The organism is Aeromonas sp. FDAARGOS 1402 (assembly GCF_019046925.1).
Taxonomy (GTDB): Bacteria; Pseudomonadota; Gammaproteobacteria; order Enterobacterales; family Aeromonadaceae; genus Aeromonas; species Aeromonas caviae.
In genome coordinates, this window is sequence record NZ_CP077201.1 from 1955187 (window position 1) to 1980904 (window position 25718).

22 protein-coding genes are annotated in these 25718 nt (G+C 63.9%); 14 read left to right on the top strand and 8 right to left on the bottom strand.

Going from position 1 to position 25718, the window contains the following annotated elements; all coding sequences use genetic code 11:
* Positions 1-77 precede the first annotated feature (77 nt).
* From I6L32_RS09345 to I6L32_RS09370, 6 genes are all read right to left on the bottom strand, one after another.
* Positions 78-599 (bottom strand): MltR family transcriptional regulator, encoded by a 522-nt coding sequence (locus I6L32_RS09345; protein ID WP_010672759.1) that lies wholly within the window; start codon positions 597-599, stop codon positions 78-80.
* Positions 600-696: 97 nt separating this feature from the next.
* A complete protein-coding gene (locus I6L32_RS09350; RefSeq protein ID WP_042015428.1) occupies positions 697-1842 on the bottom strand; it encodes a mannitol-1-phosphate 5-dehydrogenase in 1146 nt (381 codons plus the stop codon).
* A gap of 37 nt (positions 1843-1879) precedes the next feature.
* Positions 1880-3808, bottom strand: a complete 1929-nt coding sequence (locus tag I6L32_RS09355) for a PTS mannitol transporter subunit IICBA (RefSeq protein ID WP_041212287.1) — start codon at positions 3806-3808, stop codon at positions 1880-1882.
* 644 nt (positions 3809-4452) lie between these two features.
* A complete protein-coding gene (locus I6L32_RS09360; RefSeq protein ID WP_216944990.1) occupies positions 4453-6474 on the bottom strand; it encodes an exoribonuclease II in 2022 nt (673 codons plus the stop codon).
* 86 nt (positions 6475-6560) lie between these two features.
* Complete coding sequence (locus tag I6L32_RS09365) at positions 6561-7460, bottom strand: LysR family transcriptional regulator ArgP (RefSeq protein ID WP_010672764.1); 900 nt, start codon at positions 7458-7460, stop codon at positions 6561-6563.
* 233 nt (positions 7461-7693) lie between these two features.
* Positions 7694-8323 (bottom strand): acyl-homoserine-lactone synthase, encoded by a 630-nt coding sequence (locus I6L32_RS09370; protein WP_029313613.1) that lies wholly within the window; start codon positions 8321-8323, stop codon positions 7694-7696.
* A gap of 64 nt (positions 8324-8387) precedes the next feature.
* Between I6L32_RS09370 and I6L32_RS09375 the strand changes: the two genes are divergently transcribed.
* The 3 genes from I6L32_RS09375 to I6L32_RS09385 all read left to right on the top strand — a co-directional run bounded on the left by I6L32_RS09375 (position 8388) and on the right by I6L32_RS09385 (position 12160).
* A complete protein-coding gene (locus tag I6L32_RS09375) occupies positions 8388-9170 on the top strand; it encodes a LuxR family transcriptional regulator (RefSeq protein ID WP_010672766.1) in 783 nt (260 codons plus the stop codon).
* A 262-nt stretch (positions 9171-9432) separates the two neighbouring features.
* A complete protein-coding gene (gene lysE, locus I6L32_RS09380; protein ID WP_180911265.1) occupies positions 9433-10053 on the top strand; it encodes an L-lysine exporter in 621 nt (206 codons plus the stop codon).
* A gap of 127 nt (positions 10054-10180) precedes the next feature.
* The gene (locus tag I6L32_RS09385; protein WP_041214379.1) at positions 10181-12160 is read left to right on the top strand and encodes a bifunctional 2',3'-cyclic-nucleotide 2'-phosphodiesterase/3'-nucleotidase; all 1980 of its coding nucleotides are present in this window, start codon (positions 10181-10183) and stop codon (positions 12158-12160) included.
* Positions 12161-12276: 116 nt separating this feature from the next.
* Here I6L32_RS09385 and lpxL read toward each other — a convergent pair whose 3' ends face one another.
* Positions 12277-13200: an LpxL/LpxP family Kdo(2)-lipid IV(A) lauroyl/palmitoleoyl acyltransferase gene (lpxL, locus tag I6L32_RS09390; protein ID WP_201972129.1), complete on the bottom strand. Its 924-nt coding sequence runs from the start codon at positions 13198-13200 to the stop codon at positions 12277-12279.
* Positions 13201-13448: 248 nt separating this feature from the next.
* Here lpxL and hldE point away from each other — a divergent pair, with 248 nt between their 5' ends.
* Positions 13449-14876, top strand: coding sequence for a bifunctional D-glycero-beta-D-manno-heptose-7-phosphate kinase/D-glycero-beta-D-manno-heptose 1-phosphate adenylyltransferase HldE (gene hldE, locus I6L32_RS09395; RefSeq protein ID WP_039039759.1), 1428 nt, complete (start codon positions 13449-13451; stop codon positions 14874-14876).
* A gap of 154 nt (positions 14877-15030) precedes the next feature.
* Here the strand turns inward: hldE and tolC are convergent, their stop codons facing one another.
* Positions 15031-16356 carry an outer membrane channel protein TolC gene (gene tolC, locus I6L32_RS09400; RefSeq protein WP_029313618.1) on the bottom strand — a complete coding sequence of 442 codons (1326 nt, stop codon included), beginning with the start codon at positions 16354-16356 and terminating at the stop codon, positions 15031-15033.
* A 306-nt stretch (positions 16357-16662) separates the two neighbouring features.
* Here tolC and nudF point away from each other — a divergent pair, with 306 nt between their 5' ends.
* From nudF to parE, 10 genes are all read left to right on the top strand, one after another.
* Positions 16663-17304: an ADP-ribose diphosphatase gene (gene nudF / locus I6L32_RS09405; protein WP_010672772.1), complete on the top strand. Its 642-nt coding sequence runs from the start codon at positions 16663-16665 to the stop codon at positions 17302-17304.
* Between the two features lie 99 nt (positions 17305-17403).
* Positions 17404-17850, top strand: coding sequence for a DUF1249 domain-containing protein (locus I6L32_RS09410; RefSeq protein WP_039039758.1), 447 nt, complete (start codon positions 17404-17406; stop codon positions 17848-17850).
* A gap of 27 nt (positions 17851-17877) precedes the next feature.
* The gene (cpdA, locus tag I6L32_RS09415; RefSeq protein WP_041214382.1) at positions 17878-18696 is read left to right on the top strand and encodes a 3',5'-cyclic-AMP phosphodiesterase; all 819 of its coding nucleotides are present in this window, start codon (positions 17878-17880) and stop codon (positions 18694-18696) included.
* Positions 18697-18705: 9 nt separating this feature from the next.
* Entirely contained in the window at positions 18706-19293 is a 588-nt protein-coding gene (locus I6L32_RS09420; protein ID WP_128273971.1) for a YqiA/YcfP family alpha/beta fold hydrolase, read from the top strand.
* A 2-nt stretch (positions 19294-19295) separates the two neighbouring features.
* The gene (locus I6L32_RS09425; RefSeq protein ID WP_216944991.1) at positions 19296-19919 is read left to right on the top strand and encodes an NUDIX hydrolase; all 624 of its coding nucleotides are present in this window, start codon (positions 19296-19298) and stop codon (positions 19917-19919) included.
* 36 nt (positions 19920-19955) lie between these two features.
* Positions 19956-20360 (top strand): GFA family protein, encoded by a 405-nt coding sequence (locus I6L32_RS09430; RefSeq protein ID WP_039039754.1) that lies wholly within the window; start codon positions 19956-19958, stop codon positions 20358-20360.
* 171 nt (positions 20361-20531) lie between these two features.
* A complete protein-coding gene (locus tag I6L32_RS09435) occupies positions 20532-20774 on the top strand; it encodes a DUF1656 domain-containing protein (RefSeq protein ID WP_039039819.1) in 243 nt (80 codons plus the stop codon).
* On the top strand, positions 20767-21633 hold the full coding sequence (locus I6L32_RS09440) for an HlyD family secretion protein (protein ID WP_039039753.1): 867 nt from the start codon (positions 20767-20769) through the stop codon (positions 21631-21633). Before I6L32_RS09435 ends, I6L32_RS09440 begins: the two co-directional genes overlap by 8 nt.
* A 1-nt stretch (position 21634) precedes the next feature.
* On the top strand, positions 21635-23638 hold the full coding sequence (locus I6L32_RS09445) for an FUSC family protein (protein WP_216944992.1): 2004 nt from the start codon (positions 21635-21637) through the stop codon (positions 23636-23638).
* A 113-nt stretch (positions 23639-23751) separates the two neighbouring features.
* Positions 23752-25662 (top strand): DNA topoisomerase IV subunit B, encoded by a 1911-nt coding sequence (gene parE, locus I6L32_RS09450; RefSeq protein WP_216944993.1) that lies wholly within the window; start codon positions 23752-23754, stop codon positions 25660-25662.
* The last annotated feature ends 56 nt before the right edge of the window (positions 25663-25718 follow it).

Consider the following 25718-nt stretch of genomic DNA (forward strand, 5'->3'; position numbering starts at 1 on the left):
GATGGGGTTGGACCTAGTGTAGCGGGGAAGGGGGGCAAGATGACACCCGCCAGGCGTGCAGGGGAGAGCCACTCAGATCAGATGGGGCTCTCTTTGTGGAGTTCGGTGACGCAATCGGTCACCGCCAGCACCAGGGCGGAGCGCACCATCTGATCGAGCCGGTTGAGCTGCATCTGGTAGAGGGGCCAGTCCTCCTCGTTGGCCGGGGGATCCTGCGGCATCATGCTGCCCTGCTGGATGGCATTCAGGCGCTCGAGCAGATCGCGGACCGGCTTGTCGCTGAAGCGGTAATCCTTGGGGTCGCGTACCAGAAAGTCGCGGATCTTCAGGTATGCCTCGAGATCCTGATAGCGCTCGAGGGAGATGAGGCCGAGGGCGAAGATGAGCTTGAGGCGCACCTCCAGCTGGCCGAGGGGTCCGCTCTGGTTGAGCAGGGGTTCGATGGCGTATTTGACGGCATACTCCTCCTGACGAAAGGCTCGCCGCATCAGGGAGTCGACCGCCTCTTCCAGGATGGTCACGACCTCGAGAAAGAAGCCGCGGGGGCCATCCTGCTCGTTCAGTCGCTCCAGTACTTCATCTTCCTGGTGTGTGGTCATAAGTGCTTCGGGTCCGGCTGACAGGGGGAGAGCAGGCCCTCCCCCGGTTTGTATCGTATGGGGTCCGTCACGGGCGGTGTGACGCCACCCCATCAGGTCACTTCAAGTTGTTGTAACGGGCGACGATGGTGCGTACCACATCGCTGTGCTCATCCAGGCCGGTGACGCGGGCCAGTGTCCGTGCCGGACCAAGTTCCGCCAGCATGGCCTGCAGCTCCACCGCCTGGGGATCGTCCTCATTGCGGTAATGCAGTGCGGCGGCGATGCCCTCCTGCAGGTGATCGCTCGGCAGGCCGTACTCCAGGGTGCCGAGCAGCGGCTTCACCAGCCTGTCCCCCGCCGCCAGCTTGCGCAGCGGCTGGCGACCGACCCGGTCAATCTCGTCCACCAGATAGGGGTTGGCGAAGCGGGAGAGGATCTTCTCGATGTAGGCGGCGTGCAGGCGCGGGTCGAAGCCGTAACGTTTCACCAGCACAGCCCCGCTCTCCTCCATGGCGCGGCGTACCTTGCTGCGGATCAGCGGATCCTCGATCGCCTCGCGCACGGTGTGATAGCCCCTGAGCTTGCCGAGGTAGGCGGTGACGATGTGGCCGGTGTTGAGGGTGAACAGCTTGCGCTCGACGAAGGCCATCAGGTTGTCGGTGGGCTCCATGCCTGCCACCTGGGGCAACTCCCCCTTGAACTGGGTCCGATCGACGATCCACTCGCTGAAGCTCTCCACCGTCACCTCCAGGGGATCGTCGTTCGCCGCGGCGGGCGGAACGATGCGATCCACCGCCGAGTCGACGAAGCCGACGCACTGCTCGAGGGTGGCATGATACGCGACCGGTAGGTACTTGAGTACCTCCTCCTTGAGGTGGCTGGTGCCGCGCACCATGTTCTCGCAGGCGATGACGTTGAGGGGAGTCAGGTTGCCGGCATCGAAGCGGGCCTGCAGCCCCTTGGCCAGGGTGCTGGCAATCTTGTCCAGGATGTTGGGGCCGACCGCCGTGGTGACCAGATCGGCGGTGATGATACGGGCGATCACCTCGTGTCCGGCCGAGCTGACGGCGGCAACGTTGCGCACCACGTCCAGCTTCTGATCCGTGCCCACCACGTGCACCTTGTACTCCTGGCGGTGGTTGAGCTGGTCGATCAGGGTCTCGTTGACGTCGGCGAAGGTGACCTGATGGCTGGCGTCAGCCAGCAGTTTGCCGATGAAGCCCCGACCGATGTTGCCGGCACCAAAATGCAATGTTTTCATGATATTAACCTCTACAACCAAAGACGATGACGGATGATTACGCGGCCTGCTCGGCCCCCAGCAGATCCAGGAACTCCTGGGGATCCTGGGTGCTGGCCAGACGGTCGACGAGACCGGGCTCATCCAGTGCATTGGTCAGGCGGGTTATAACCTGTATGTGTTCATCGTTGCGGGCGGCAATGCCGATGACCAGGCGCGCCACTTCATCGGCGCCCTCGCCGAAGGCGACCCCGGCAGGGTATTGGCAGATGACGATGCCGGTACGCTTCACGTGCTCCTTGGCGGCGATGGTGCCGTGGGGCACGGCGATGGATTCGCCGAGGTAGGTGGAGACCAGCTGTTCGCGCTCCAGCATGGCGTCGACGTAGTCCGGTGCCACATAGCCTCGCTCGGCCAGCAGCTTGCCGGCTGTCACGATGGCCGCTTCCTTGCTCTCGGCCTTGAGGCCCAGGTGCACGTCCTGCAGGCTCAGGGTGAAGACTTCCGGCTCCTGCGGCTCGTAGCTGTCGTCGTTGGCCGCCACCAGCAGTTGCGGGTTGGCGACGTCATCGTTGGCCGCGTTGGCCAGGCTGAGGTTCTGCACCAGCTCCTGATAGAGGGCGTTGTCGAGGAAGTTGGTCAGCGAAATGTGCTGTGCATGCGGCGCATGGCGACGGGCACGGTCGGTGAGATCCTTGTGGGTGATGACCAGATCCACCTGATCGTCCAGGTTGTTGATGGCACGGTTGGTGACGCTGATGTCGAGACCGGCGGCCTGCACCCGCTTGCGCAGCATGCCGGCGCCCATGGCGCTGGAGCCCATGCCCGCATCGCAGGCGACGACGATGTTGCGCACTGCGGTCAGCTCGGTTTCCGGCTTCTTGGCGGCGGTGGTCTCGGGCTTGGCACCCTTCATGGCCTTCATCTTGCGGGTGGCTTCACCCAGGGCATCGGCCTCGTCGGCTTCCGGCTGCTGGGCACGGACGAACACGGCGGCGACCAGGAAGGAGACGGTGGCGGAGGCGACGATGGAGAGCAGCACCCCGATGAGGGAGGCTTTCGGCGTCATCAGCAGCACGGCGAAGATGGAGCCCGGGGAGGCGGGGGAGACCAGACCGGCGTTGAACAGGGTCAGGGTGAAGACCCCGGTCATGCCGCCTGCGATCACCGCCAGGATGAGGCGCGGGTTCATCAGCACGTACGGGAAGTAGATTTCGTGGATGCCGCCGAAGAAGTGGATGATGGACGCACCGGCAGCGGACTGCTTGGCGGCGCCACGGCCGAACACCATGTAGGCCAGCAGCACGCCCATGCCCGGACCAGGGTTCGCTTCGATCAGGAAGAAGATGGAGCGGCCCTGTTCGGTGGCTTGCTGGATCCCGAGCGGCGAGAAGATGCCGTGGTTGATGGCGTTGTTCAGGAACAGGATCTTGGCCGGCTCGACGAAGATGGAGGTGAGGGGCAGCATGTGGTTGTCCACCAGGAAGCCGACACCGCTCGCCAGCACGCCGGAGAGCACCTTGACGAAGGGACCGATGACGAAGAAGGCGAGAATGGCGAGCAACATGCCGATGATGCCAGCGGAGAAGTTGTTCACCAGCATCTCGAAGCCGCTCTTGACGCGACCTTCCATCGCCTTGTCGAAGCGCTTGATGGCCCAGCCACCCAGCGGGCCGACCATCATGGCGCCCATGAACATGGGGATGTCGGTCCCCACGATGACGCCCATGGTGGTGATGGCACCGACCACGGCACCCCGGTCCCCCCCGATCAGCTTGCCGCCGGTATAGCCGATGAGCAGCGGCAGCAGGTAGGTGATCATGGGACCGACCAGCTTGGCCAAGGTTTCATTGGGCAGCCAGCCAGTGGGGATGAAGAGGGCGGTGATGAAGCCCCAGGCGATGAAGGCGCCTATGTTGGGCATGACCATATTGGACAGGAAGCGTCCAAAATTCTGTATCTTGACTTTGGTATCCGGTGATAACATGTCGGGACCCCGTTTTAAGCCTGTGTGATTAAAAGTGGTAGTCGGGATGACGAGTTTTGCCGAACTCCCATCCCAGTCGTCTAAGCAACTTCAATCTACCAGCTTGTGATCAAATTAGGCTGAAAACGGGGTGTCTTGTGACCTGGATCTCAAATACCCCGACATCCCCCCTCCCGACATAGTGATGACGATCACATTCAGTCGCTGTATTTCGGCTACATTTCGATCTTCTCGCCTCTGGGTGTCAATTTTTTGTGATTGATGTCTCGTTTTGCGGTTTGAGCAAATACGGTGTCAACGTGACTGTCGTCACAAAATCAAATTTTGCACTCAAATGAGTCATGATTTGTCGCCTCGTATTCGCAAGTAATGACGATGGATATGCCGTAGTTCATCGTTAATCACCAATGAATCATTTATTTTGTAACCCACTTTCAGTTTTTCCCCCGAGAGGATCGGTTTCGACAAGGCCTCTTGTGACGCCCGGGTGGCGGATCCTGATCCGCTCCCGTCTCGATCCTCCCTGCCGGTAGCGACGCAGGCTGGGGCCTGTGAGCGGGTCTCCCATTCCGTCTGCCCGCGGAGCGCAGCCATAAAAAAAGCCCGCAGGATGCGGGCTTTTGCAGAGCAGACAAGCAGGGGGATCACTGCGCCTTGGGGGCCTCGTCGGCAGGCGCTGCATCGGCCTCGCTGGCAGGAGCGACCGGCGCCGGACCCGGCACCAGATCCACCGCCGGCTTGGCGATGAGGGAGCGGGTCTCTTCCACCGCCTCGCTCAGCTTCACCTCGATGATCTGGCCGAGCTCGTAGACCACCTCGGTCTTGTCCAGATAGACGCGGCCGTTGTCCCAGTTGCACTCCAGCCGATCCTTGTTGTCCAGGATATGGCGGGCGGGCATGAAGACCACGGCGCCGTTCTCCTGCAGGCGCAGCTTGAGGCCGGCGCGCATCACGTCGATGATCTCGGCGTTGAACACCTTGTCGGTGCCCGCATCGGCCTTGAGGTAGCGCACATAGAGCCAGTCGCCGATGTCGCGCTCCACCATGCGGTGCAGGCGGCGGCAGGCGGTCAGGTGCTCGGTCAGCTCCAGGCTGGGGCGCTCACCCGGGGTCTTGCCGGCGATGACCGCCTTGAGCAGGCGATGGTTGACCATGTCGCCGTATTTGCGGATGGGGGAGGTCCAGGTGGCGTAGGCATCCAGACCCAGGCCGTAGTGGGCACCCGGTTCGGCGGACATCAGGGCATAGCTCTGGAAGCGGCGGATCTTGCCGTCCAGCCAGCGGGTGTCCAGGTTGTCTATCCAGCGGCGCAGGGCGCAGAAGCCGGAGAGACTCGCGATCTCTTCCTTCTCGAACGGGGCCTCGGCGGTCTTGAGCAGCTCGATGGCGCCGTCCAGGGACTCCTCGTCAAAGCCGGTGTGGACGTTGAAGATGCCGTAGCCGACCTCTTTGCCCAGCACGCGGCCGGCGCAGATGTTGGCGGCGATCATCGACTCTTCCACCATGCGGTTGGCGATGCGGCGTGGCTCCACGTGGATGGCCAGCACTTCGCCGTCTTCACCCAGCTCGAAGTCGTAGTCGGGTCTGTCCGGGAACACCAGGGCATGCTCGGTGCGCCACTTGATGCGGGCCTCCGTCATCGCCTTCATCAGGGGCAGCTGGGCCAGGACGCCGGCGTCGATGGCCAGCGCTTTGCCGTGCTCGGCCCAGTCGGAGACGTCGTCATAGCTGAGACGGGCATGTGAGACGATGCGGGCGGCGAAGAACTCGGTCTCCTCCAGCAGCAGGCCGTCCTCGGCGATGAGCAGACGGGCGCACAGGGTGTTGCGCTCCTCGCCCTCTTTCAGGGAGCAGAGCTCGTCGGAGAGGGTGCGCGGGATCATGGGTACGTTGCGTCCCGGCATGTAGACGGTGAAGGCGCGCTGGGCGGCCTCCTTGTCCAGCTCGCTCCCCTCGGCCACATAGGCGGTCGGGTCGGCGATGGCCACCAGCAGCTCCCAGCCGTTCTCCAGCTTGGTGATGGCCAGGGCATCGTCCATGTCCTTGGTCTTGGCACCGTCGATGGTGAAGAAGGGAACCTGGGTCAGATCCCGGCGGGGCAGCTCTTCCTCTTCGATCACCTTCCACTCCGGCAGGTCCGCCGGTTCAATCTGGGCCAGGTTGTGGCGCGCCAGCACCACCCACCAGGGCACGTTGTGATCTTCCTGGGTGGCGATGAGCTGGGTGATCTCGGCGGAGAAGTTGCCGTCCACCAGGGCATGGCGCTTGAGGGTGGCGACCACCCAGTCCCCTTCCTTGAAGGATTTCTCGTCCAGACCCTTCTTGGCGCGGGCCTTGATGGCGTCCTTGATGAGGGGGTGGTCGGGCACCACGTTGAGGCGGTCGCGGAACATCTTGACGCGGCCGACGAAGCGGGTGACGGCCTGCTCCAGCAGGGCATCCGGCTCGGCCACCTCTTTCTCTTTTTCAGTGCGGATCAGGGCGCTCACCCGGTCACCGTGCATCACCTTCTTCATGTAGGGAGGCGGCACGAAATAGCTGGTCTTCTCATCGACCTCCAGGAAGCCGAAGCCCCGATCGGAGGCGCGGATCACACCCTCTTTCTTGGGGATGTTTTCGCGGATTTGTTGCTTGAGCTGGGCCAGCAGCGGATTGTCTTGGAACATAAATGGGGAACCTGAGTGGAGACCTGATGGTTAATCGCCCAGCACTATACGTTTTTACCCCCCCAAAGCCAAGGTGAATGGCCCCCTCAACGGGGTTGCAGTGCCCGTCGCCCCTGCTGGATCAGGCGCTGGGATATCTGCTTGTGCAGCCCCCGCTCCAGCACCCAGCGGTGCCAGTAGAGCTGCTCGACCAGGTGGTGATCCGGGTTGAGATCGAGCAGGCGCCCCTCTTCCAGTTGCTGGCGGATCTGCAATTCCGGGATGAGGCAGCAGGCCAGCCCCTGCTCCGCCATGGCGACGAAGGCCTCGGAGGATCGCACCGTGTGGCAGGGGTAGCCACCGGGGGGGAGGGCGAAATGACGGGCCATGTAGCTGATGTGCATGTCGTCGCGCTGATCGAAGGCCACCGCCGGCGCCTTGGCCAGGGCCGCGGCCGTGAGGCCGTTCGGGAAGTGGCGGGCGACGAAGGCGGGGCTGGCGGTGAGCAGATAGCGCATCTCGCCGAGTTCGTCGACGCAGCAGCCCGCCAGCGGCTGGGGTTGCAGGCTGACGGCGCCGAACGCCTGCCCCTCGCGCACCCGGTCCAGGGTGCGGCTCTCGTCATCCACCAGCAGGTTCAGCTCGATGGGGTATTGCTCCAGCAGTGGCGCCAGGGCGGGCAGGAACCAGGTGGCCAGGCTGTCGGCATTGACGGCGATGCTGACCCGGATGGGGGCCCTGGGCTCGTCGGGGGAGAGCTCGCCGGCCAGCTCCAGCTCCAGCTGGCGCACCTGGCGATAGTGGGCCAGCAGCTTCTGGCCGAGCCCCGTGGCCTGCAGCGGCTGGCTGCGGATGATGAGCGGCTCCGCAAACTGCTGCTCCAGCTGCTTGATGCGCTGGGAGATGGCGGACTGGGTGATGTGCAAGCGCTGGGCGGCACGCTCGAAGTTTTGCTCCCGGATCACCGCGTCCAGGGCCAGCAGCAGCTTGTAGTCCAGCGTTTTCATCAGCATTCCTTATGAAAAAAGGGAGTTCAGCAAGAATGCTACTCAAGGGCGCGCCAGAGGACAACCTGACCGCCCCCATGGAGGGGGCCCGTCTCCGGGGCCGCCCCTGTGAGATGTGACAGTAGCCCTGACATGAGATTCATAAGATACTCACCCGGTCCGTTTTTGCATGGGGTGGAAACGGACCATAGCGAGCGTCTTGAATCCCGGGCCGGTCCCGGGACTTTTTTTGCTCAGATGACGGCGAGCAGAGCATCCCCCGCCGGCCGGTAATGGCCCTGCAGGGGGCGATGGACGGCGCGGTCGAAACGCTCGTCCAGGTGGAAGCGGATACCGACCCCGCGCACGGCCCCCAGATCCACCGCCTGGCGATGGCCGAGGCGCTCGATGGGCAGGCCGAGGCGACGGAAGATGCGCTCCACCGGCAGGCTGACCACGGCCACCAGCTCGCGGATCCCCTGCTCCCTGGCGAAGGCCAGCACCTCGCGGAAGATGACGCAGGTGAGTTCGCTGATGCCGTTCTCCAGGCGAGGGGCCCGGTCGGCGTCGATGGCGAGGCGGGTCAGCTCCCACACGTCGTTGCCGCGCGGCGGGGCTTCGCCAGCGAGGGCGGTGGGGAAGATACTGGGCAGCATGTAATCCTGGGCGCAACTGAGCAGGCGGATGCAGCCGCACAGCCCCTGCTTGTCTTCAATCAGCACCCAGTGGGTGTCGGGCTTGTCGAAGTTGTCCCGCTCCAGGCCACGGCGGGATTCCACGTCCCAACCGAGTCGATCGGAGAAGACGCGGTTGCGAAATCGGTAGAGCTCGTTTTCGACCTCCCATCTGGGGTGTTCTTTCAATTTTCCTTTGAAAACAAGCATTCATGTCTCTCCATTTCATGGTTAGGCGCTATAATCCAAGGCCTTGGCCAGGGGAGGCTTGCCTATGACACGCGACCAACTGCTTGAGTACCTGGAACATTTCACGCTGGTGACCGATGGCAACCGGTTGTCCGAGCTCATCGGCCGCTTCACCCTGGGAATGGGTTACGACTACTACCGTTTTGCCCTCATCCTGCCCATGTCGATGCAAAGGCCCAAGGTGGTGCTGTTCAACCAGTGCCCCGACTCCTGGGTACAGGCCTACACCCTGAACAACATGCTGGCCTGCGATCCCATCATCCAGCTCGCCCGCAGGCAGACCCTGCCCATCTACTGGAACCGGCTGGACGAGAAGGCGCGCTTCCTGCAAGAGGGGAGCATGGATGTGATGGGGCTGGCGGCGGAATTCGGGTTGCGCAACGGCATCTCGTTCCCGCTGCACGGGGCGGCGGGGGAGAACGGCATACTCTCTTTCATCACCCGGGAGCGGGCATCGAGCGATCTGATGCTGGAGTCCTCGCCCATCCTCTCCTGGATGTCCAACTACATCTTCGAGGCGGCGATCCGGATCGTGCGCCAGAGCATGAGGGAGGACGATCCCCAGGAGCCCCTGACGGAGCGGGAGACCGAGTGCCTGTTCTGGGCCAGCGAAGGGAAGACATCGGGGGAGATCGCCTGCATCCTCGGCATCACGGAGCGCACCGTGAACTACCACCTCAATCAGGTCACCCGCAAGACGGGGTCGATGAACCGCTACCAGGCCATCGCCAAGGGGGTGAGCAGCGGCATCCTGCTGCCGAACCTGGAGCAGGTGGTGGTCACCAACTTCCCCTCCCTGCTGCAGTGAATACAGGCCCGGCGGCACCGGCTCGTCGCCTGGCATCCCCTCTGTCGCCATCACCGCTGTCCTGCGCCGTCCCATCCTGCCGCCGATTCTCGGGGTGGGGCTGTGACCCCACAATTGTCAGATCCTGCAATTGACAACCTTCTTTGTGTGGTTTCGGCCCGGTTTTCATCAGTTTTATGAATGCATCAGAAAATGAATGAATTTCTCTGATTACCCGTGCCCCCTTATAGTGCGTTTCTCTCTTTCACAGGAACGCATCCCCATGTTCGCCACCACCCTGCAAGGCTTTACCCTCGGCCTTGCCATGATCATCCCCATCGGGGCCCAGAATGCCTTCGTGCTGAGCCGGGGCATTCACCGCAACCACCACCTGCTGACGGCGACCCTCTGCTGCCTGTGCGATCTCGTGCTGATCGGCATCGGGGTGTTCGGCGGGGCCAACCTGCTGGCGGCCAGCCCGATCGGCCTGGCCCTGTTGACCTGGGGCGGCGTGCTCTTCCTCGGCTGGTTCGGTATCCGTTCCCTGCGCAGTGCCTGGCGCGGCCAGGAGGCGGCCCTGGCGGACTCGCCCCGGTTGATGGGGGTCAAGAGCGTGCTGGCCATGACCCTCGGAGTGACCCTGCTCAATCCCCACGTCTACCTGGATACCCTGATGCTGCTTGGCTCTTTCGGCAGCCAGTTTGCCGAGGAGCTCAGACCCGCCTTCGCGGCGGGGGCCATGCTGGCTTCTCTGGTCTGGTTCTACGGACTGGCGTTCGGGGCGGCGGCACTCTCCCCCTGGCTTGCCCGGGGCCGGGTGCAGCAAGCCATTGATCTTGTTGTAGGTCTCATCATGCTGGTGCTGGCGGCCAAGCTGGCATTGGGTGCCATATCGGCCTCATGAGGCTATTTTTGTGCCGGGCTTCATAAAAATGAGTCCCGGTGCCATCTGCTGACATATTCGTCTGTTAAATTCCCGGCGCTGGTAAAGCGTTACTCATAATAAAAGGGAAAAAACAGTGAATAACACCATGAAACTGGGGGCTATAGCCGCCATCGTGCTGCTGTCTGCCTGCAGCAACGAGAATGACAGCAAGGCGCAGCCGGGGACCGTCTCCCTGCGCCTGATCCAGACCTCCGACATCCACTCCAACGTGCTGGGGTACGACTACTACCAGAACAAGGAGGATCGCAAGTTCGGCCTCTCCCGCACCGCCCTGCTGATCCGCGCCGCCCGCGCCGAGAACCCCAACAACCTGCTGCTCGACAACGGTGACCTCATTCAGGGCACGCCGCTGGCGGACTACATCTTCGAGCAGTCCGGTGCCGGCTATCTCGAGAAGCAGGCGCACCCGGTGTTCAAGGCGATGAACGAGCTGGGCTACGACGCGGGCAACCTGGGCAACCACGAGTTCAACTACGGCCTGGACTACCTCGGCAAGGTGCTGGCGGGAGCCGACTTCCCCTATGTGAATGCCAACGTGTTCGAGGCGGGGGCCTTCAAGCGCGATGCCAAGGGACAGATTGACTGGAGCGGCAACAAGTTCACCCCCTATCTGCTGCTGGAGCGCGAGGTGACCGATGACAAGGGCCAGCGCCAGCGCGTCAAGGTGGGCATCCTGGGTCTGACCCCGCCCCAGGTGCTGCAGTGGGACAAGCGTCATCTGGAGGGCAAGGTGGTGGTGGCCGACATGGTCGAGACCGCCAATCACTATGTGCCCGAGCTGCGCGCCAAGGGCGCCGACATCGTGGTGGTGGTGGCCCACACCGGCATCAATGCCAGCAGCTACGAGGCCATGATGGAGAACTCCGCCTGGCATCTGGCCAAGGTGAAGGGGGTGGACGCCCTGATGCTGGGCCACGCCCACAAGAACTTCCCCGGGGACTTCCCGGATCTGCCGGAGGTGGACAACCAGGCCGGTACCCTGAGCGGCATTCCCACCGTGATGCCCGGCTACTGGGGCAACCACCTCGGCATCATCGACCTCAAGCTGGAGCAGGTGGACGGCAAGTGGCAGGTGAAGCAGAGCCAGGCCAGCCTGCGCAAGATAGACGCCAGCGAGGGCAGTGCGGTGGATCAGCGGGTGGTGGACCTGGTGCAGGCGGATCACGACGCCACCAACCAGTGGCTGGACGAGCCGCTCGGCAAGATCACCTCCCCCATCCACAGCTTCTTCGCCCTGGTGCAGGACGACCCCTCGGTGCAGCTGGTGAGCGATGCCCAGCGCCGCCACGCGGAGCAGTTGCAACAAGACGGCCTGCTCAAGGAGTCCTACCCCATCCTGTCGGTGGCGGCCCCCTTCCGTGGCGGTCGCAACGGCATCAACGACTTCACCTACGTGGCCCAGGGTGACATCTCCCTGCGCAACGTCTCTGACCTTTACATCTATCCGAACACCCTGCAGGTGGTCGAGGTGAACGGGGCCACCGTCAAGGAGTGGCTGGAGATGAGCGCTGGCCAGTTCAACCAGATCGACACCGGCAAGACAGAGGTGCAGTGGCTGGTGAACGAGAGCTTCCCCACCTACAACTTCGATGTGATTGACGGGGTCAACTACGAGGTGGACATCACCCAGCCGGCCCGCTACAGCAAGGACGGGGTCAAGGTGAGCGACGGCCAGCGCATCAGCGGCCTCACCTTCAACGGCCAGCCCGTGGACCCGGCCCAGAAGTTCTACGTGGTGACCAACAACTACCGCGCCAGCGGCGGCGGCCACTTCCCCGGCATCGACGGCAGCAACATCGTCCATGAAGATCCCTTCGAGACGCGGGAGATCATCGCCCAGTATCTGAAGGCCCAGTCTGCGGACAACCCGGCCGGCTTCAGCCCGGCGGCCAACAACAACTGGCACATGAAGGCCCTGCCCGCCAACGTGGACGTGCGCCTCTACTCCTCGCCGACCGACGAGGCCAAGGCCCTGGCGGGGGCGGATCTGTCGTACCAGTCCACCCTGCCGATGGATGACGCCAAGCACCCCGGCTACGCCATCTACCGCCTGATCCGCCAGTAAGGCAGACGCTGGCAGCCAACAAAAAAGCCCTCGCAGTGCGAGGGCTTTTTCATGGGGGCAGCGGTGCCATCCTGTCCTGTCGTCTGGACTTGCCCGGTCGACGGGGCGGGAGGGCATCAGTAGTAGCCGGGATCGTCCGGATTGGGGCGGGTCTTGAAGCGGCGGTGCAGCCACATGTACTGCTCCGGTGCCTTGCGCACGGCGGCTTCAATCTCGCGATTGGCGCGGCTGGCATCCGCCATGTCGTCGCCGCTCGGGTAGCCTTCCAGCGGCGCCCCTATATGCAGGGTGTAGCCCTCTTTGGTGCGGATGTTGTAGCAGGGCAGGGTGACGGTGTTCTTCACCCGGGCCAGGGTGGCGGTCCCCGTGATGGTGGCGGCCTGCTCCACCGCGAAGTAGGGCACGAAGACGCTGGCATGGCTGCCGTAGTCGTGATCCGGTGCATACCAGAGGGCGTCACCGTTGCGCAGCGCCTTGATCATCCCCTTCACGTCCATCCGGTCCACTAGGTATTTGTTGGAGGCGCAGCGACCGTGGTACTGGGCGTACTCCAGCACCGGATTGGTGTTGGGGCGATAGACACCGACCCCGGGGCGCACCAGGCCGAAGCAGCGGGCATTGAGCTCCAGCGTCAGGAAGTGGCAGGAGAGCAGCAACATCCCCTGGCCCTTCTCCATGGCGTTGATGACGTGCTCTTCCCCTTCCACCTTCATCAGGCGGCGCATCCGCCAGTCTGGCCAGAACCAGGCCATGCCCACCTCGAAGATGGCGCAACCCACGCTCTCGAAGTTCTGCACCAGGAGGGCTTCGCGCTCATCCCGGCTGAGCTCGGGCATCGCCAGCTCCAGGTTGCGGCGGGCAATCTTGACGCGGGATTTCAGCAGCTTGCGGGCCAGGGTGCCGAGCTGGCGGCCCAGCCACATCTGACTGCGCCAGGGCAGCAACACCAGCAGCCAGAGCAGGGAGAGGCCCAGCCAGCTCCCCCAGTAACGGGGATGGAACAGACGGGGTTCGAGGCGGGGAGCGTGTTCTTGGGCCATGAAGAGTCTCTTGTTCGCAAAGGCAAAGGGGGGAGTCCGACCGAACCGGGGGGCCTGTGTGGGGTGGCCCGGCGCGGATGCGGTCACTCGCATGTCGAGGATTCTATCCGAAAAGCGGGGGCGGGCGCGAATCGCCGTCATCTGGTCAGAGGGGGCGTCAGGGGGCAGGGCCGTGCTTTTTTCACGCCCCGGAAAAGAGTGTGATAAAATCGGCCGCTGAATTTTTCAGGTTTTGAGAGCCGATACAGATGAAAATCACCCTGCCCGAGTTTGAAAAAGCCCGCATCCTGGTCGTTGGCGATGTCATGTTGGATCGCTACTGGCATGGCCCTACCGGCCGGATCTCCCCCGAGGCACCGGTCCCCGTGGTCAAGGTCGAGCACATCGAGGAGCGCCCGGGTGGCGCCGCCAACGTGGCGCTCAACTCCGCCGCCCTCGGCGCCCAGGCCGTGCTGCTGGGCCTGACCGGTCAGGATGAGGCCGCCGATGCCCTCGCCAGCCAGATGGCCGGGGTCAAGGTGGCCTGTGATTTCGTGCGCCTGACCGACTATCCGACCATCACCAAGCTGCGGGTGCTGTCCCGCAACCAGCAACTGCTGCGTCTCGACTTCGAAGAGGCCTTCCACGACGTGGATGCCAGCCTGCTGATGGGCAAGGTGGAGCAGGCGCTGCCCCAGGCGGACGTGATGATCCTCTCCGACTACGGAAAGGGCGCCCTCAACGACGTGCCCGGCATGATCCGGCGTGCCCGCGCCGCCGGTATCCCCGTGCTGGTCGACCCCAAGGGGACCGATTTCGAGAAGTACCGTGGTGCCACCCTGCTGACCCCCAACATGTCCGAGTTCGAGGCCGTGGTGGGCAAGGTGAAGGGGGAAGAAGACCTGGTCGCCAGGGGGCTGGAGCTGGTCAAGCGCTTCGAGCTGGATGCCCTGCTGGTCACCCGTTCCGAGAACGGCATGACCCTGATCCGCGAAGGGCAGCCCGAGCTGCACCTGCCGGCCCAGGCCCACGAGGTCTATGACGTCACCGGTGCCGGTGACACCGTCATCTCCACCCTGGCGACTTCCCTTGCCGCAGGCAAGAGTCTGGATGAGGCCTGCGCCCTGGCCAACACCGCCGCCGGCATCGTGGTCGGCAAGCTGGGGACCTCCACCGTGAGCCCGGTGGAGCTGGCCAACGCCCTCTACACCGAGCAGGAGACCGGCTTTGGCGTCATGTCCGAGGCCCAGCTCAAGGTGGCCGTCCAGGCCGCCCGTCTGCGCGGCGAGAAGGTGGTGATGACCAACGGCTGCTTCGACATTCTGCACGCGGGTCATGTCTCCTATCTGGCCAATGCGGGCAAGCTGGGGGACCGCCTGATCGTGGCGGTGAACACCGACGAGTCCGTGCGTCGCCTCAAGGGGCCGGGTCGCCCGGTCAACCCGACCGAGCGCCGTATGACGGTGCTGGCGGCCCTGGGTGCCGTGGACTGGGTGGTCCCCTTCAGCGAAGACACGCCCCAGCGTCTGATCGCCGAGATCCTGCCAGACCTCCTGGTCAAGGGGGGCGACTACAAGCCCGAAGAGATCGCCGGTTACGCCGAGGTGACCGCCAATGGCGGCGAGGTGCGGGTGCTGAACTTCGAGGACGGCTGCTCCACCACCGACATCATCAAGACCATCCGCGAGCGCGGATAAGCGTAAAACCCGGCCAAGGCCGGGTTTTTTGATGGGGCTGCCGGGTCGGTGACATGGCCGCTGCCTGGCAGGCCCCGACCAACGCACTTCCAGCGGCGAACAGAGATGAAAAAGGCGACCCCGGGGTCGCCTTTTCTCATGGTGTGCGCCTGGCTCAGGACTTCTTGGTAACCTGGGCGGCGGGCATCAGACCCTGGTTCACCTCTTCCAGATCCTTCTGCTCCAGGATGCCGGCGGCCTGCTTGAGGGAGAGGATGCTGAGGATGTAGTTGTAGCGGGCCTCGGAGAGCTTCTGCTTGGCCTGATACAGCTTGCGGGTGGAGTCCAGCACGTCGACGATGGTGCGGGTGCCCACCTCGTAACCGGCCTCGGTCGCCTTCAGGGCGCTGTCGGCGGAGATGACGGACTGGCTGTAGGCGCGGACCGAGCCGATGCTGGCGTTTACGTTGTTGTAGGAGGAGCGGACCGTGCTCTGCACCGAGCGGAAGCTGCGCTCGAGCTGTTCGCTGGCGGCCACGTAGTTGAACTGTGCCTGCTTGACCTGGGAGGTGGTGGCCCCGCCGGTGTAGATGGGCAGCTTGAAGTTCAGGCCGATGTTGCCCTGATTGCTGTTGCTCTCGGGGTTGCGGATCTCGTCCTTGTAATCGTTGTAACCGGCGTTCAGGCCGGCGCCCAGATCCAGGGTCGGTTCATGACCGGTCTTGGCCAGATCGATCTGCTCCTTGGCGATGTCCTTGCCGATGCGGGCGCTGTGCAGCTCCAGGTTCTTGTCCAGGGCCAGTTCCAGCCACTTGTCGGAGTTGAACGCGGTCTTCTGCGGGCTGAAGCGATCGGTGTTGAGCACGTCCAGTTGACGGTGGTCGATACCGGTCAGCTCGCGCAGGCTCTCGTAGCTGTTGTCCAGGGTGTTCTCGGCATTGATCTCGTCCGCCAGCGCCTGATCACGCTCGGCCTCGGCCTCGTGCACGTCGGTGATGGCGGTCAGGCCCACTTCGAAGCGCTGCTGGGTCTGTTCAAGCTGACGCTCGACCGCGGTCTTGTTGGCACGCACGAATTCCAGGGTATCCATGGCCTTGAGCACGTCGAAGTAGGCCTGGGCGGTACGCAGCATCAGGTTCTGGTACTCGAGGTTGTAGGCCACGTCGGACTGGGTGGCGCTCTTCTCGGTCAGATCCAGGTTGACCCAGTTGCTGCGACGGTAAATGGATTGATCCAGGGTCACGGAGCCGGTAGCGCCCGTGTTGGTCATGGTGTCGTTCTTGTTTTGCAGGTAGTTCAGGCCGGCGCCCAGGTTGATCTGGGGCAGCAGGGCTGCACGGGATTCGTTGATCTTCTCGAAGGCCTGGTCCCGCTTGGCCTTGGATTCCAGCAGCTGGGTGTCCTTGATCTGGGCCTGTTGGTAAATATCGAGCAGGTTTTCGGCATGAGCGGCGCCGCTCACACCCAGCATCACCATGACTGACAAGAGTGTTCTTTTCATATGATAGTTTTAACCTTTTGTATCAACCCAAAGCTGTCCGCTGGATGAAGGGGGGATTGTCACCGACCAAGCTTGATTTCAGCTTAACCACTCTACTATAAGCAGATTTCATTGCGAACTGTCTCTTTTCCAGCTGCGGAAACGTCAAGGTCCGGGGCGAGTTTTCTCGGCAACGCGCCTAGCCAAATGCCCTGTGGCTGCTAAAATCCTTCCCTCATCGTCGGCGAGAGCGAGTGAATGAATGTTCATTCATGCCCCCGAATATTATGGTCAAACCAAGCCAAGTCAAGCTGGCAGGAGTCTCGAATGTCACAGCAAGCCTTGCCTCAAACCTGCCACTACTCCAGCGATGATGTGAAAATCATTGAAAAATCAGCTGGATATAATGGCTTCTTCAAGGTGAATGTCTACCGCCTGCAACACAGGCTGTTTGCCGGTGGCTGGAACGCCCCCATCGTCCGGGAACTGTTCGAACGTGGCCATGCCGCCGCCCTGCTGCCTTATGATCCGGTGCGGGACGAGATCGTGCTGGTGGAGCAGTTTCGCATCGGCGCCATGGAGACCAGCGCCACCCCCTGGCTGCTGGAGCTGGTGGCCGGCATCATCGATGAAGGGGAGACCGCCGAGGCAGTGGTGCGGCGCGAAGCGGTAGAAGAGGCAGGGATCGAGGTGGGACGCTGCGAACACGCCATCAGCTATCTGGTGAGCCCGGGTGGCAGCACCGAGCGCATCGAGGTGTTCGTGGGCGAGGTGGATGCCAGTCAGGCCAAGGGGATCCACGGTCTGGCGGAAGAGGGGGAAGACATCCGGGTCCACGTGGTGAGCCGCGAGCAGGCCTATGCCTGGCTCAAAGAGGGGCGCATCGACAATGCCGCCTCCGTCATCGCCCTGCAGTGGCTGGCCCTGAATCACGGCGAGCTGCGGGCACGCTGGCTGGCGGGGCGCTGAGGTGGCGCTCGTTCAGACCCGGGTCAGGTGCCCTGTGTCCGACTGGAACACTGTGCAGTGGGTCCAGCCTTCATGGACCCTGATTGAGGGAGCCGCGACATGTCATTAGTCCAGAGCCCGATGAAGCGCTATGTGCCTGATTTGATGTCCTTGCAGCGTACCTGCGAGGTCAATTACATGGCGCTGATGAAACTGTTGCCGCCCGGTGGCAGCGTGGGTGCCGAGCGCCGCTATCAGGTCGGCAACGGCCTGCAGTTCCAGCTCACGGTGACCGAGGAGAGCCGCTTCACCAGCCAGGTGATCCTGGCCCAGCACAACCCCGAATTGCCGAGCTACTTGCAAGCCCGGATAGAGATTCGTTTGTATCATGATGTGCGAATGGCGGAAGTGTGTGCGGCGCAACAGATTTCAATGTTGCAACCACGTTATGATTATCCCAATCAAAAAATGCATCACAGGGATGAAAAGGAGCAGGTAAATCTATTCTTGGCCGATTGGTTGAGATTTTGTCTCAAACACGGCACCAGCCTGATTAACATCCTCTAGTCGAACCCATAAAAAAGAAGCGTGATTTTGGAAACAGAGCTACCTCAGGCGCCGGACGGCAGTGTGCGCCTGTTACAGATTACCGATACCCATCTCTTCGCCAGTGCCGAGGGGCGGCTGCTGGCCGTGCCCACGGCGCAGAGTCTGGCCGCCGTGCTGGAGCGGGTGCAGGCCAACGAGCACCCGTTCGATCTCATCCTCGCCACCGGGGATCTCTCCCAGGATCACAGCCCGGAGTCCTACCAGCGCTTCGCTTCCATGATGGCGCCCCTGGCTCGCCCCATCTACTGGTTGCCCGGCAACCACGACGACGGCCCCCTGATGACCGAATACCTCCATGCGGCCGGCATCAGCGAGGCCAAGCAGCTGGTAGGCGAGCACTGGCAGGTGATCCTGCTGGATACCCAGGTGCGCGGCAAACCCCACGGGGTGCTGGGGGATCACCAGCTGGCGGCCCTGGATCAGGCCCTGCGCCAGCATCCCGAGCGCCATGCCCTCATCGCCCTGCACCATCAGGCGGTGCCGGTGGGCTGCGCCTGGCTGGATCAGCACAACCTCAAGAATGCCGACGACCTGTTCGCCGTGCTGGCCCGCCACCCGCAGCAGAAGACCATCCTGTTCGGCCACGTCCATCAGGAGTTTGACGAGGTGCACCACGGAGTGCGGCTCATCGCCAGCCCCTCTACCTGCATCCAGTTCAAGCCGCTCTCCGACGGTTTCGCACTGGACGAATCCGGCCCGGGCTGGCGCTATCTCACCCTGCACCCGGATGGCCGGGTGGCGAGTCAGGTGTGGCGCCTGCCGCTGGGGCAGTTCGTGCCCGACCCCAATGCCACCGGTTACTGAGGGGTTGCCATGAAGCCCGTACTCCTCTACCTGCACGGTTTCAATTCATCCCCCGGCTCGGCCAAGGCGCAGCAGATGGCGGCCTGGGTGGCAGAGAACAGGCCCGATATCGAGGTGGTGATCCCGGCCCAGCCCAACACCCCGGCGGCCGCCTGGGCTGCCATTGAGCAGGCCATCACCGACCTGAAGGCCCGCCACGGCAGTGCCCTGCGACTGGGCGCCGTGGGCAGCTCCCTCGGTGGCTTCATGGCCACGCGAGTGAGCGAGATGTACAGTTGCCGCGCTGCCCTCATCAACCCGGCGGTGCGCCCCCACGAGCTGCTCTGCGACTACCTCGGCCCCCAGACCAACCCCTACAGCGGCGAACGCTATGAACTGCTGCCTGTGCACATGGACGAGCTGAGAGCGCTGGCGGTGCCGGTGACTGCCCCCGAGCGGCTCTGGGTGCTGCAACAGCAGGAGGACGAGGTGCTCGACTATCGCAAGGCGCTGGACGAATACCGCTTTGCCCGTCTCTCCCTGGAGTGTGGCGGCGATCACGCCTTCACAGGCTTCGAGCGCTACCCCGCCCAGATCGTCCGTTTCCTCGGGCTCTAGCCATGCAACCGCCGTTGGCCGCCTTCCTCGAACAGGTGCTGGCCACGGCCCAGGCGGGGCTCACCTACTCCCGCGATCCCTTCGACATCGCCCGCTTCGAGGCGCTGCGAGCGGCCACGGTGACGCTCATCGCCAGCCAGAGCGAGCTGGCCCCCGACGCCATCGGCGACTGGATTGCCCTCGACAGCGGCTATCCCACCCCCAAGCTCGATGTGCGGGCCTTCATTCGGAACGATGCGGGTCATGTCCTGCTGGTGCAGGAGCGCAGTGACGGTTGCTGGACCCTGCCGGGGGGCTGGTGTGATGTCGGCGATTCGCCGGCGGGGGCCGTGGTGCGCGAAGTGAGCGAGGAGACCGGCCTCGCCTGTCGGGCGGTGCAACTGCTGGCGCTGTTCGACAAGCTCAAGCACCCCCATCCCCCGCAGCTGCCCCACGCCCACAAGGCGTTCTTCCTGTGCGAGGTGACCGGTGGCCAGCTGCTGGGCGAAACCGATGAAACCAAAGGGGCGGGGTACTTCCCCATCGACGCCTTGCCCGAACTCTCCCGCCACCGGGTGGTGGCGTCCCAGCTACGCACCCTGCATGACCATCTTTTGCAGGGGCGGCGGGATACCCTGTTCGATTAACCGGTTCGCAGCCTGACACTGCGGCAAGGAGGCAGCATGATCACACGCATCGGCAATACCCCCATCCAGAAGAAACACAAGGCGAGCTGCCACTGCGGCGCCGTGGTGCTGGAGCTGACCCTGCCGGATGGCGTGGTGGATCCGCGCCGCTGCGACTGCTCCTTCTGTCGGCGGCGAGGGGCCATCGTCGCCTCGGTGCCGCTCTCCGGCATCCGCATCCTGCAAGGGGAGGCGGCGCTTCGCTGCTACCAGTTCAACACCCGTACCGCGAAACACTACTTCTGCAGCGTCTGCGGCATCTACACCCATCACCAGCGTCGATCCAATCCGGCGGAATATGGCTACAACCTCGCCTGTCTGGAGGGGGTCAACCCGTTCGATCTGGGAGAGGTGCCGACCCGCGACGGGGTGCATCACCCGGCAGATACCGTAGCCGATTGAACGAGAGGTGACTGCCCCGACGGGTGGCGGGGAGGGCGGGCGAGGTGTTGTCGTGCCACTCCCGTGACGACGCCTCAGGGGGTCATCTGCTGGTGTAGCCCCCGCAATGGCTGTGTTAACCTTGCCCTGTCCGTCTCCCGGCGGACCCCGGCCTCTCTCTTCATTTCATCTCTGCCAACAGGGGGCACACCCGTGACGACTGCTTCAGCGCTGCCGGATCTGATCCTCGGGGCCTCGCTCTACTTTCCGCCCCTGTTCAAGGCCGTGCTGCTCGGCCTGCTGGGCTGGCTGCCGCTGCACCATCTGCTGCGGGACTGGCTCTACGGCGGCGAGGTCTGGCACCCCCTGCTGATGGATCTCTCCCTCTTCATCCTCGCCGTCAGCGGCGCCCTATGGATATTGCTACATGGCTAAATCACCCCTTGCGACCCTCAAATACTTCTCCACCCTGCTGGTCTTTGCCCTGGCGCTGGTGTCGCTCTGGTGGCTGTGGAACGACTACATGCAGGGCCCCTGGACCCGGGATGGCAAGGTGAGGGCCGAGCTGGTCAGCATCACGCCCCAGGTGTCGGGCAAGATCGTCAGGATAGGGGTCAAGGACAACCAGCTGGTGAAGGCGGGGGACCTGCTCTTTACTCTGGATCCCGAGCCCTATCGCATCGCGCTGGACAACGCCAGCGCGGCCCTGGCCAAGGCCAGGTCGGATCTCGACAAGGCGGAGCACGAGGCGAACCGTCGCCAGAGCCTCTCCCGCACCGTCATCTCCGCCGAGGCGGTGGATGAATCCAGGCTCAATGCCCAGGCGATGAAGGCGGCCTATGAGGTGGCCCAAGCCAATCTGGAGCAGGCCAGATGGTCCCTTGCCCGGACCGAGGTCCATGCTGCGAGCGACGGCTACATCACCAACCTGCAGGCCAGGGTCGGCAACTACGCCACCGCCGGGGTGCCCCTGGTGGCCCTGATAGACACCCACTCCTTCTATGTGCAGGGCTATTTCGAAGAGACCAAGCTCAGGCACATCGCCCCCGGCAAACCGGCCGAGGTGGTGCTCTACAGCGGGGATCGGGTACTCAGGGGGGAGGTGGAAAGCATAGGGCGCGCCATTCACGATCAGAGCCTGGAAGGCAGCGAGGGGCTGCTGCTCGACGTCAAGCCGAACGTGCCCTGGGTGCGCCTGGCCCAGCGGGTGCCGGTGCGGATCAGGCTGCTGGCGATTCCCCCGGATCTGGTCTTGATCGCGGGCACGACCTGTACCATCACCATAGGGGACTAGAGTGATCCCCTCGCTCTGGCGCCAGACCCCCTGGGGCAAGGCCAACGGCGGACAGTGGCGCTACGCCCTGCGCAATGCCCTGGCCATGTGCCTGTCGCTCTGGCTGGCGTTCGTGCTGCAACTCGACTCTCCCTACTGGGCCATGACCTCCGCCGCCGTGGTGAGCTTTCCCACCGTGGGGGGCGTCATCAGCAAGAGCCTGGGGCGGGTGGTGGGCAGCCTCATCGGCGCCATGGCGGCGGTGATGATCACCGGCCTTGGCATCGGTGATCCCTGGCTCTTCAGCCTGCTTATCGCCCTCTGGCTGGGGGGTTGCACCTACATCTCCAACCACCATCAGAACAACGTCTCCTACGGTTTCGCCCTGGCGGGCTATACCGCCGCCATCATCGCCTTCTCCTGCGTCAACCTGACCGACCCGCAACATATCTTCGACATCGCCCAGGCCCGGGTGAGCGAGGTGATCGTCGGTATCCTCTGCGGCGGCCTGATGATGATGATCCTGCCGAGTTTCTCCGATGGCGAGACCCTGCTGGACTCCCTTGGCAAGAGCCAGACCCGGCTGCTGGAACATGCCCAGCTGCTCTGGCTCGGGGAGACGGGCGCCGATGTGCGCACCGCCCACGAGGGGGTGATCGGTCAGATCCTCACCCTGAACGTGCTGCGCATCCAGGCAGTCTGGAGCCACCACCGCCTGCGCCGCCACAACCAGTTGCTGAACTATCTGCTCCATCGCCAGCTGAGGATGGTCAGCCTCATCTCGGGGCTGCGCCGCATGCTGCAACACTGGCCAGAGGACGCCGTCGACCCGGCCCCCATGCTGGCCGCCGTGCTGCGGGAGCTGGGACAGGGGGGCTGCGACAAGCTGCGCATCGCCCGCCTGATGGCGCCCTTCGTGGCCCGTTCGGGGGATGATTATCGCTGTCAGGCCTTCTGGCTGCGGCTGCGCCACTTCTGCTGGAGCTACCTGGAGTGTCAGCGCTGGCTGGAAAGGCTGGCCCGCCACGATGGCCAGGAGTGGCCGGCGCCGCCGCGCCACAGCTCTCTGACCAGCCACACCGACGGCCTGGAGGCGGCCTACAACGGGGGGCGTACCTTCCTCTGCGTGATGCTGGGCTGCACCTTCTGGATCCACACCCAGTGGGATGCGGGCGCCGCGGCCCTGACCCTGCTCGCCATCTGCTGCGTGCTCTATTCCGCCACCCCGGCCCCGGCGAAGGGGGCCCAGACCATGCTCAAGGCCATCGTGCTGCTCAGCTTTATCTGCTTCGGGGTCAAGTTCGGGCTGATGATCCGCATCGACGACTTCTGGATCTTCTGCGCCCTGCTGTTCCCCGCCCTCATCACCCTGCAACTGCTGAAATTGCAGCGCCCCCAGGGGGCGGCGCTCTGGGGCCAGCTCATCGTGCTGCTCGGCTCCTTCCTCGCCATCACCAATCCGCCGAGCTACGACTACCTCGCCTTCGTCAACAGCAGCCTCGCGCAGGCATTGGGGGTGATGAGTGCCGGACTGGCGTTCCAGCTCCTGAGGCCCAGCTCGGATCGGCGCAAGAGCCGCCGCCTGATGCATCGTCTGCGGCGGGATTTCGTGGACCAGCTGGCCCCGGCCCCGCATCAGAGCGAGGGGGAGTTTGAATCCCGGGTCTATCACGCGGTGAGCCAGCTCAGCCAGAGTCAGGATCAGGGGGCCCGGCTCTGGGTGCTGCGCTGGGGCGTGGTGCTGCTCAATTGCAGCCACATCGTCTGGCAGCTCAGGCTCTGGCGCAGCCGGGATCCGGCCCTCTATCTGGTGCGGGACGGCTGTCTGCGCTGCCTGAAAGGGATTCTGACCGAAGGGGGCGTGCAGCACGAGACCCTGGGGCGCACCCTGGCGGAGCTGGACCGCATCAGCCTGGGGCTGGGGGAACATGCAGATCCGGCGGCCCGGGCTCTGGCGGGGCTGGTGTGGCGACTCCACTGCTCCCTCTCCCAGCTTGTGCAGGCCCTGCCCGGGGAACCCGCCTGATCCGGGGCGGGGAGGCCGGAGCCCCTCTGGATCACCCTTTGCGAGCGCCCCATTTGTCCCGGGCCCTCCCAGCGAGTAAGATTCCCCCCAAACGTCAATTCGCAAGGCCCTCCATGTCCACTCAATACAATGCGGATGCCATTGAGGTCCTCAATGGCCTTGAACCGGTGCGTCGCCGCCCCGGCATGTACACCGACACCACCCGGCCCAATCACCTCGGCCAGGAGGTCATCGACAACAGCGTCGACGAGGCGCTGGCGGGTCACGCCCGCAATCTGGAGGTGATCCTGCACGAGGATCAGTCCCTCGAGGTGATCGACGACGGTCGCGGCATGCCGGTGGACATCCACCCGGAGGAAGGGGTCTCCGGTGTGGAGCTGATCCTCTGCAAGCTGCATGCGGGGGGCAAGTTCTCCAACAAGAACTATCAGTTCTCCGGCGGCTTGCACGGGGTGGGGATCTCCGTGGTAAACGCCCTCTCCGATCGGGTCGAGGTGACGGTGCGCCGGGACGGCCAGGTCTATGACATCGCCTTCGAGCGGGGCGACAAGGTGTCTGATCTGACCATCACCGGCACCTGCGGCCGTCGCAACACCGGCACCCGGGTGCGCTTCTGGCCAGAGGCGCGCTACTTCGATTCGCCGCGCTTCTCGGTCTCCAAGCTCGAGCACCTGCTCAAAGCCAAGGCCGTGCTCTGCCCGGGCCTCACCATCAAGTTCCTCGACAAGAACACCGGCATCAAGCTTGAGTGGTGCTACGAAGACGGCCTCAAGGATTACCTCATCGACGCGGTAAAGCAGTTCACCTGCCTGCCGGAGCAGCCCTTCGTCGGCTCTTTCAGCTCCGAGCAGTCGGCGGTGGACTGGGCCCTGTGCTGGTTGCCGGAAGGGGGCGAATGCCTCGCCGAATCCTATGTGAACCTCATTCCCACCGCGCTCGGTGGCACCCATGTCAACGGCCTGCGCCAGGGGTTGCTCGACGCCATGCGCGAGTTCTGCGAGTTCCGCAACCTCTTGCCCCGCGGGGTCAAGCTCACCCCGGAAGACATCTGGGATCGCTGCGCCTACATCCTCTCCATCAAGATGCAGGACCCGCAGTTTGCCGGCCAGACCAAGGAGCGTCTGTCGTCCCGCCAGAGCTCGGCCTTCGTGTCGGGCGTGGTGAAGGATGCCTTCAGCCTTTACTTGAACAGCAACACCGAGCTGGCCGAACAGCTGGCGGAGCTCTGCATCTCCAGCGCCCAGCGCCGGATGCGCGCCGCCAAGACGGTGGTGCGCAAGAAGATAACCCAGGGCCCGGCCCTGCCCGGCAAGCTCACCGACTGCGGCTGCGCCGATCCCATGCAGGGGGAGCTCTTCCTGGTGGAGGGTGACTCCGCGGGCGGCAGTGCCAAGCAGGCGCGCGACCGCGAATTCCAGGCCATCATGCCGCTGCGCGGCAAGATCCTGAACACCTGGGAGGTGGAGGCCGGTCAGGTGCTCGCCTCGCAAGAAGTACACGACATCTCGGTGGCGATCGGGCTCGACCCCGACTCCGACGACCTCAGTGGCCTGCGCTACGGCAAGGTGTGCATCCTCGCGGATGCCGACTCGGACGGTCTGCACATCGCCACCCTGCTCTGCGCCCTCTTTGTGAAGCACTTCCGCACGCTGGTGGAGAAGGGCCATGTCTATGTGGCCATGCCGCCCCTCTATCGTATCGACATCGGCAAGGAGGTCTTCTACGCCCTCGACGAGGACGAGAAGAACGGCGTGCTGCAACGGGTCGAGGCCGAGAAGAAGAAGGGCAAGGTGATGGTGACCCGATTCAAGGGGCTGGGTGAGATGAACCCCAAGCAGTTGCGGGAAACCACCATGGATCCCAACACCCGCCGCCTGGTGCAGCTCACCATGGGCGCGGAAGGAGGGGCAGAAGGGGAAGATGGGGGCGAGACCCTGCAACTGATGGACATGCTGCTGGCCAAGAAGCGCGCCGGTGATCGCCGCGAATGGCTAGAAGAGAAGGGCAACCTCGCCATCATCTAAAGCGAGTCGCAAGTACCCCGGCCCTCCCCTTCGCAAGGGGAGGGGGCCAAGCCTCT

Coding starts and splice junctions, on each gene's coding strand:
- tolC (WP_029313618.1), bottom strand. CDS start 16,356: ATGAAAAGAACACTCTTGTCAGTCATGGTGATGCTGGGTGTGAGCGGC.
- I6L32_RS09365 (WP_010672764.1), bottom strand. CDS start 7,460: ATGAAAACGCTGGACTACAAGCTGCTGCTGGCCCTGGACGCGGTGATC.
- nudF (WP_010672772.1), top strand. CDS start 16,663: ATGTCACAGCAAGCCTTGCCTCAAACCTGCCACTACTCCAGCGATGAT.
- I6L32_RS09350 (WP_042015428.1), bottom strand. CDS start 1,842: ATGAAAACATTGCATTTTGGTGCCGGCAACATCGGTCGGGGCTTCATC.
- I6L32_RS09345 (WP_010672759.1), bottom strand. CDS start 599: ATGACCACACACCAGGAAGATGAAGTACTGGAGCGACTGAACGAGCAG.
- lysE (WP_180911265.1), top strand. CDS start 9,433: ATGTTCGCCACCACCCTGCAAGGCTTTACCCTCGGCCTTGCCATGATC.
- I6L32_RS09375 (WP_010672766.1), top strand. CDS start 8,388: ATGACACGCGACCAACTGCTTGAGTACCTGGAACATTTCACGCTGGTG.
- lpxL (WP_201972129.1), bottom strand. CDS start 13,200: ATGGCCCAAGAACACGCTCCCCGCCTCGAACCCCGTCTGTTCCATCCC.
- parE (WP_216944993.1), top strand. CDS start 23,752: ATGTCCACTCAATACAATGCGGATGCCATTGAGGTCCTCAATGGCCTT.
- I6L32_RS09355 (WP_041212287.1), bottom strand. CDS start 3,808: ATGTTATCACCGGATACCAAAGTCAAGATACAGAATTTTGGACGCTTC.
- I6L32_RS09420 (WP_128273971.1), top strand. CDS start 18,706: ATGAAGCCCGTACTCCTCTACCTGCACGGTTTCAATTCATCCCCCGGC.
- hldE (WP_039039759.1), top strand. CDS start 13,449: ATGAAAATCACCCTGCCCGAGTTTGAAAAAGCCCGCATCCTGGTCGTT.
- I6L32_RS09370 (WP_029313613.1), bottom strand. CDS start 8,323: ATGCTTGTTTTCAAAGGAAAATTGAAAGAACACCCCAGATGGGAGGTC.
- I6L32_RS09425 (WP_216944991.1), top strand. CDS start 19,296: ATGCAACCGCCGTTGGCCGCCTTCCTCGAACAGGTGCTGGCCACGGCC.
- I6L32_RS09360 (WP_216944990.1), bottom strand. CDS start 6,474: ATGTTCCAAGACAATCCGCTGCTGGCCCAGCTCAAGCAACAAATCCGC.
- I6L32_RS09430 (WP_039039754.1), top strand. CDS start 19,956: ATGATCACACGCATCGGCAATACCCCCATCCAGAAGAAACACAAGGCG.
- I6L32_RS09440 (WP_039039753.1), top strand. CDS start 20,767: ATGGCTAAATCACCCCTTGCGACCCTCAAATACTTCTCCACCCTGCTG.
- I6L32_RS09385 (WP_041214379.1), top strand. CDS start 10,181: ATGAAACTGGGGGCTATAGCCGCCATCGTGCTGCTGTCTGCCTGCAGC.
- I6L32_RS09410 (WP_039039758.1), top strand. CDS start 17,404: ATGTCATTAGTCCAGAGCCCGATGAAGCGCTATGTGCCTGATTTGATG.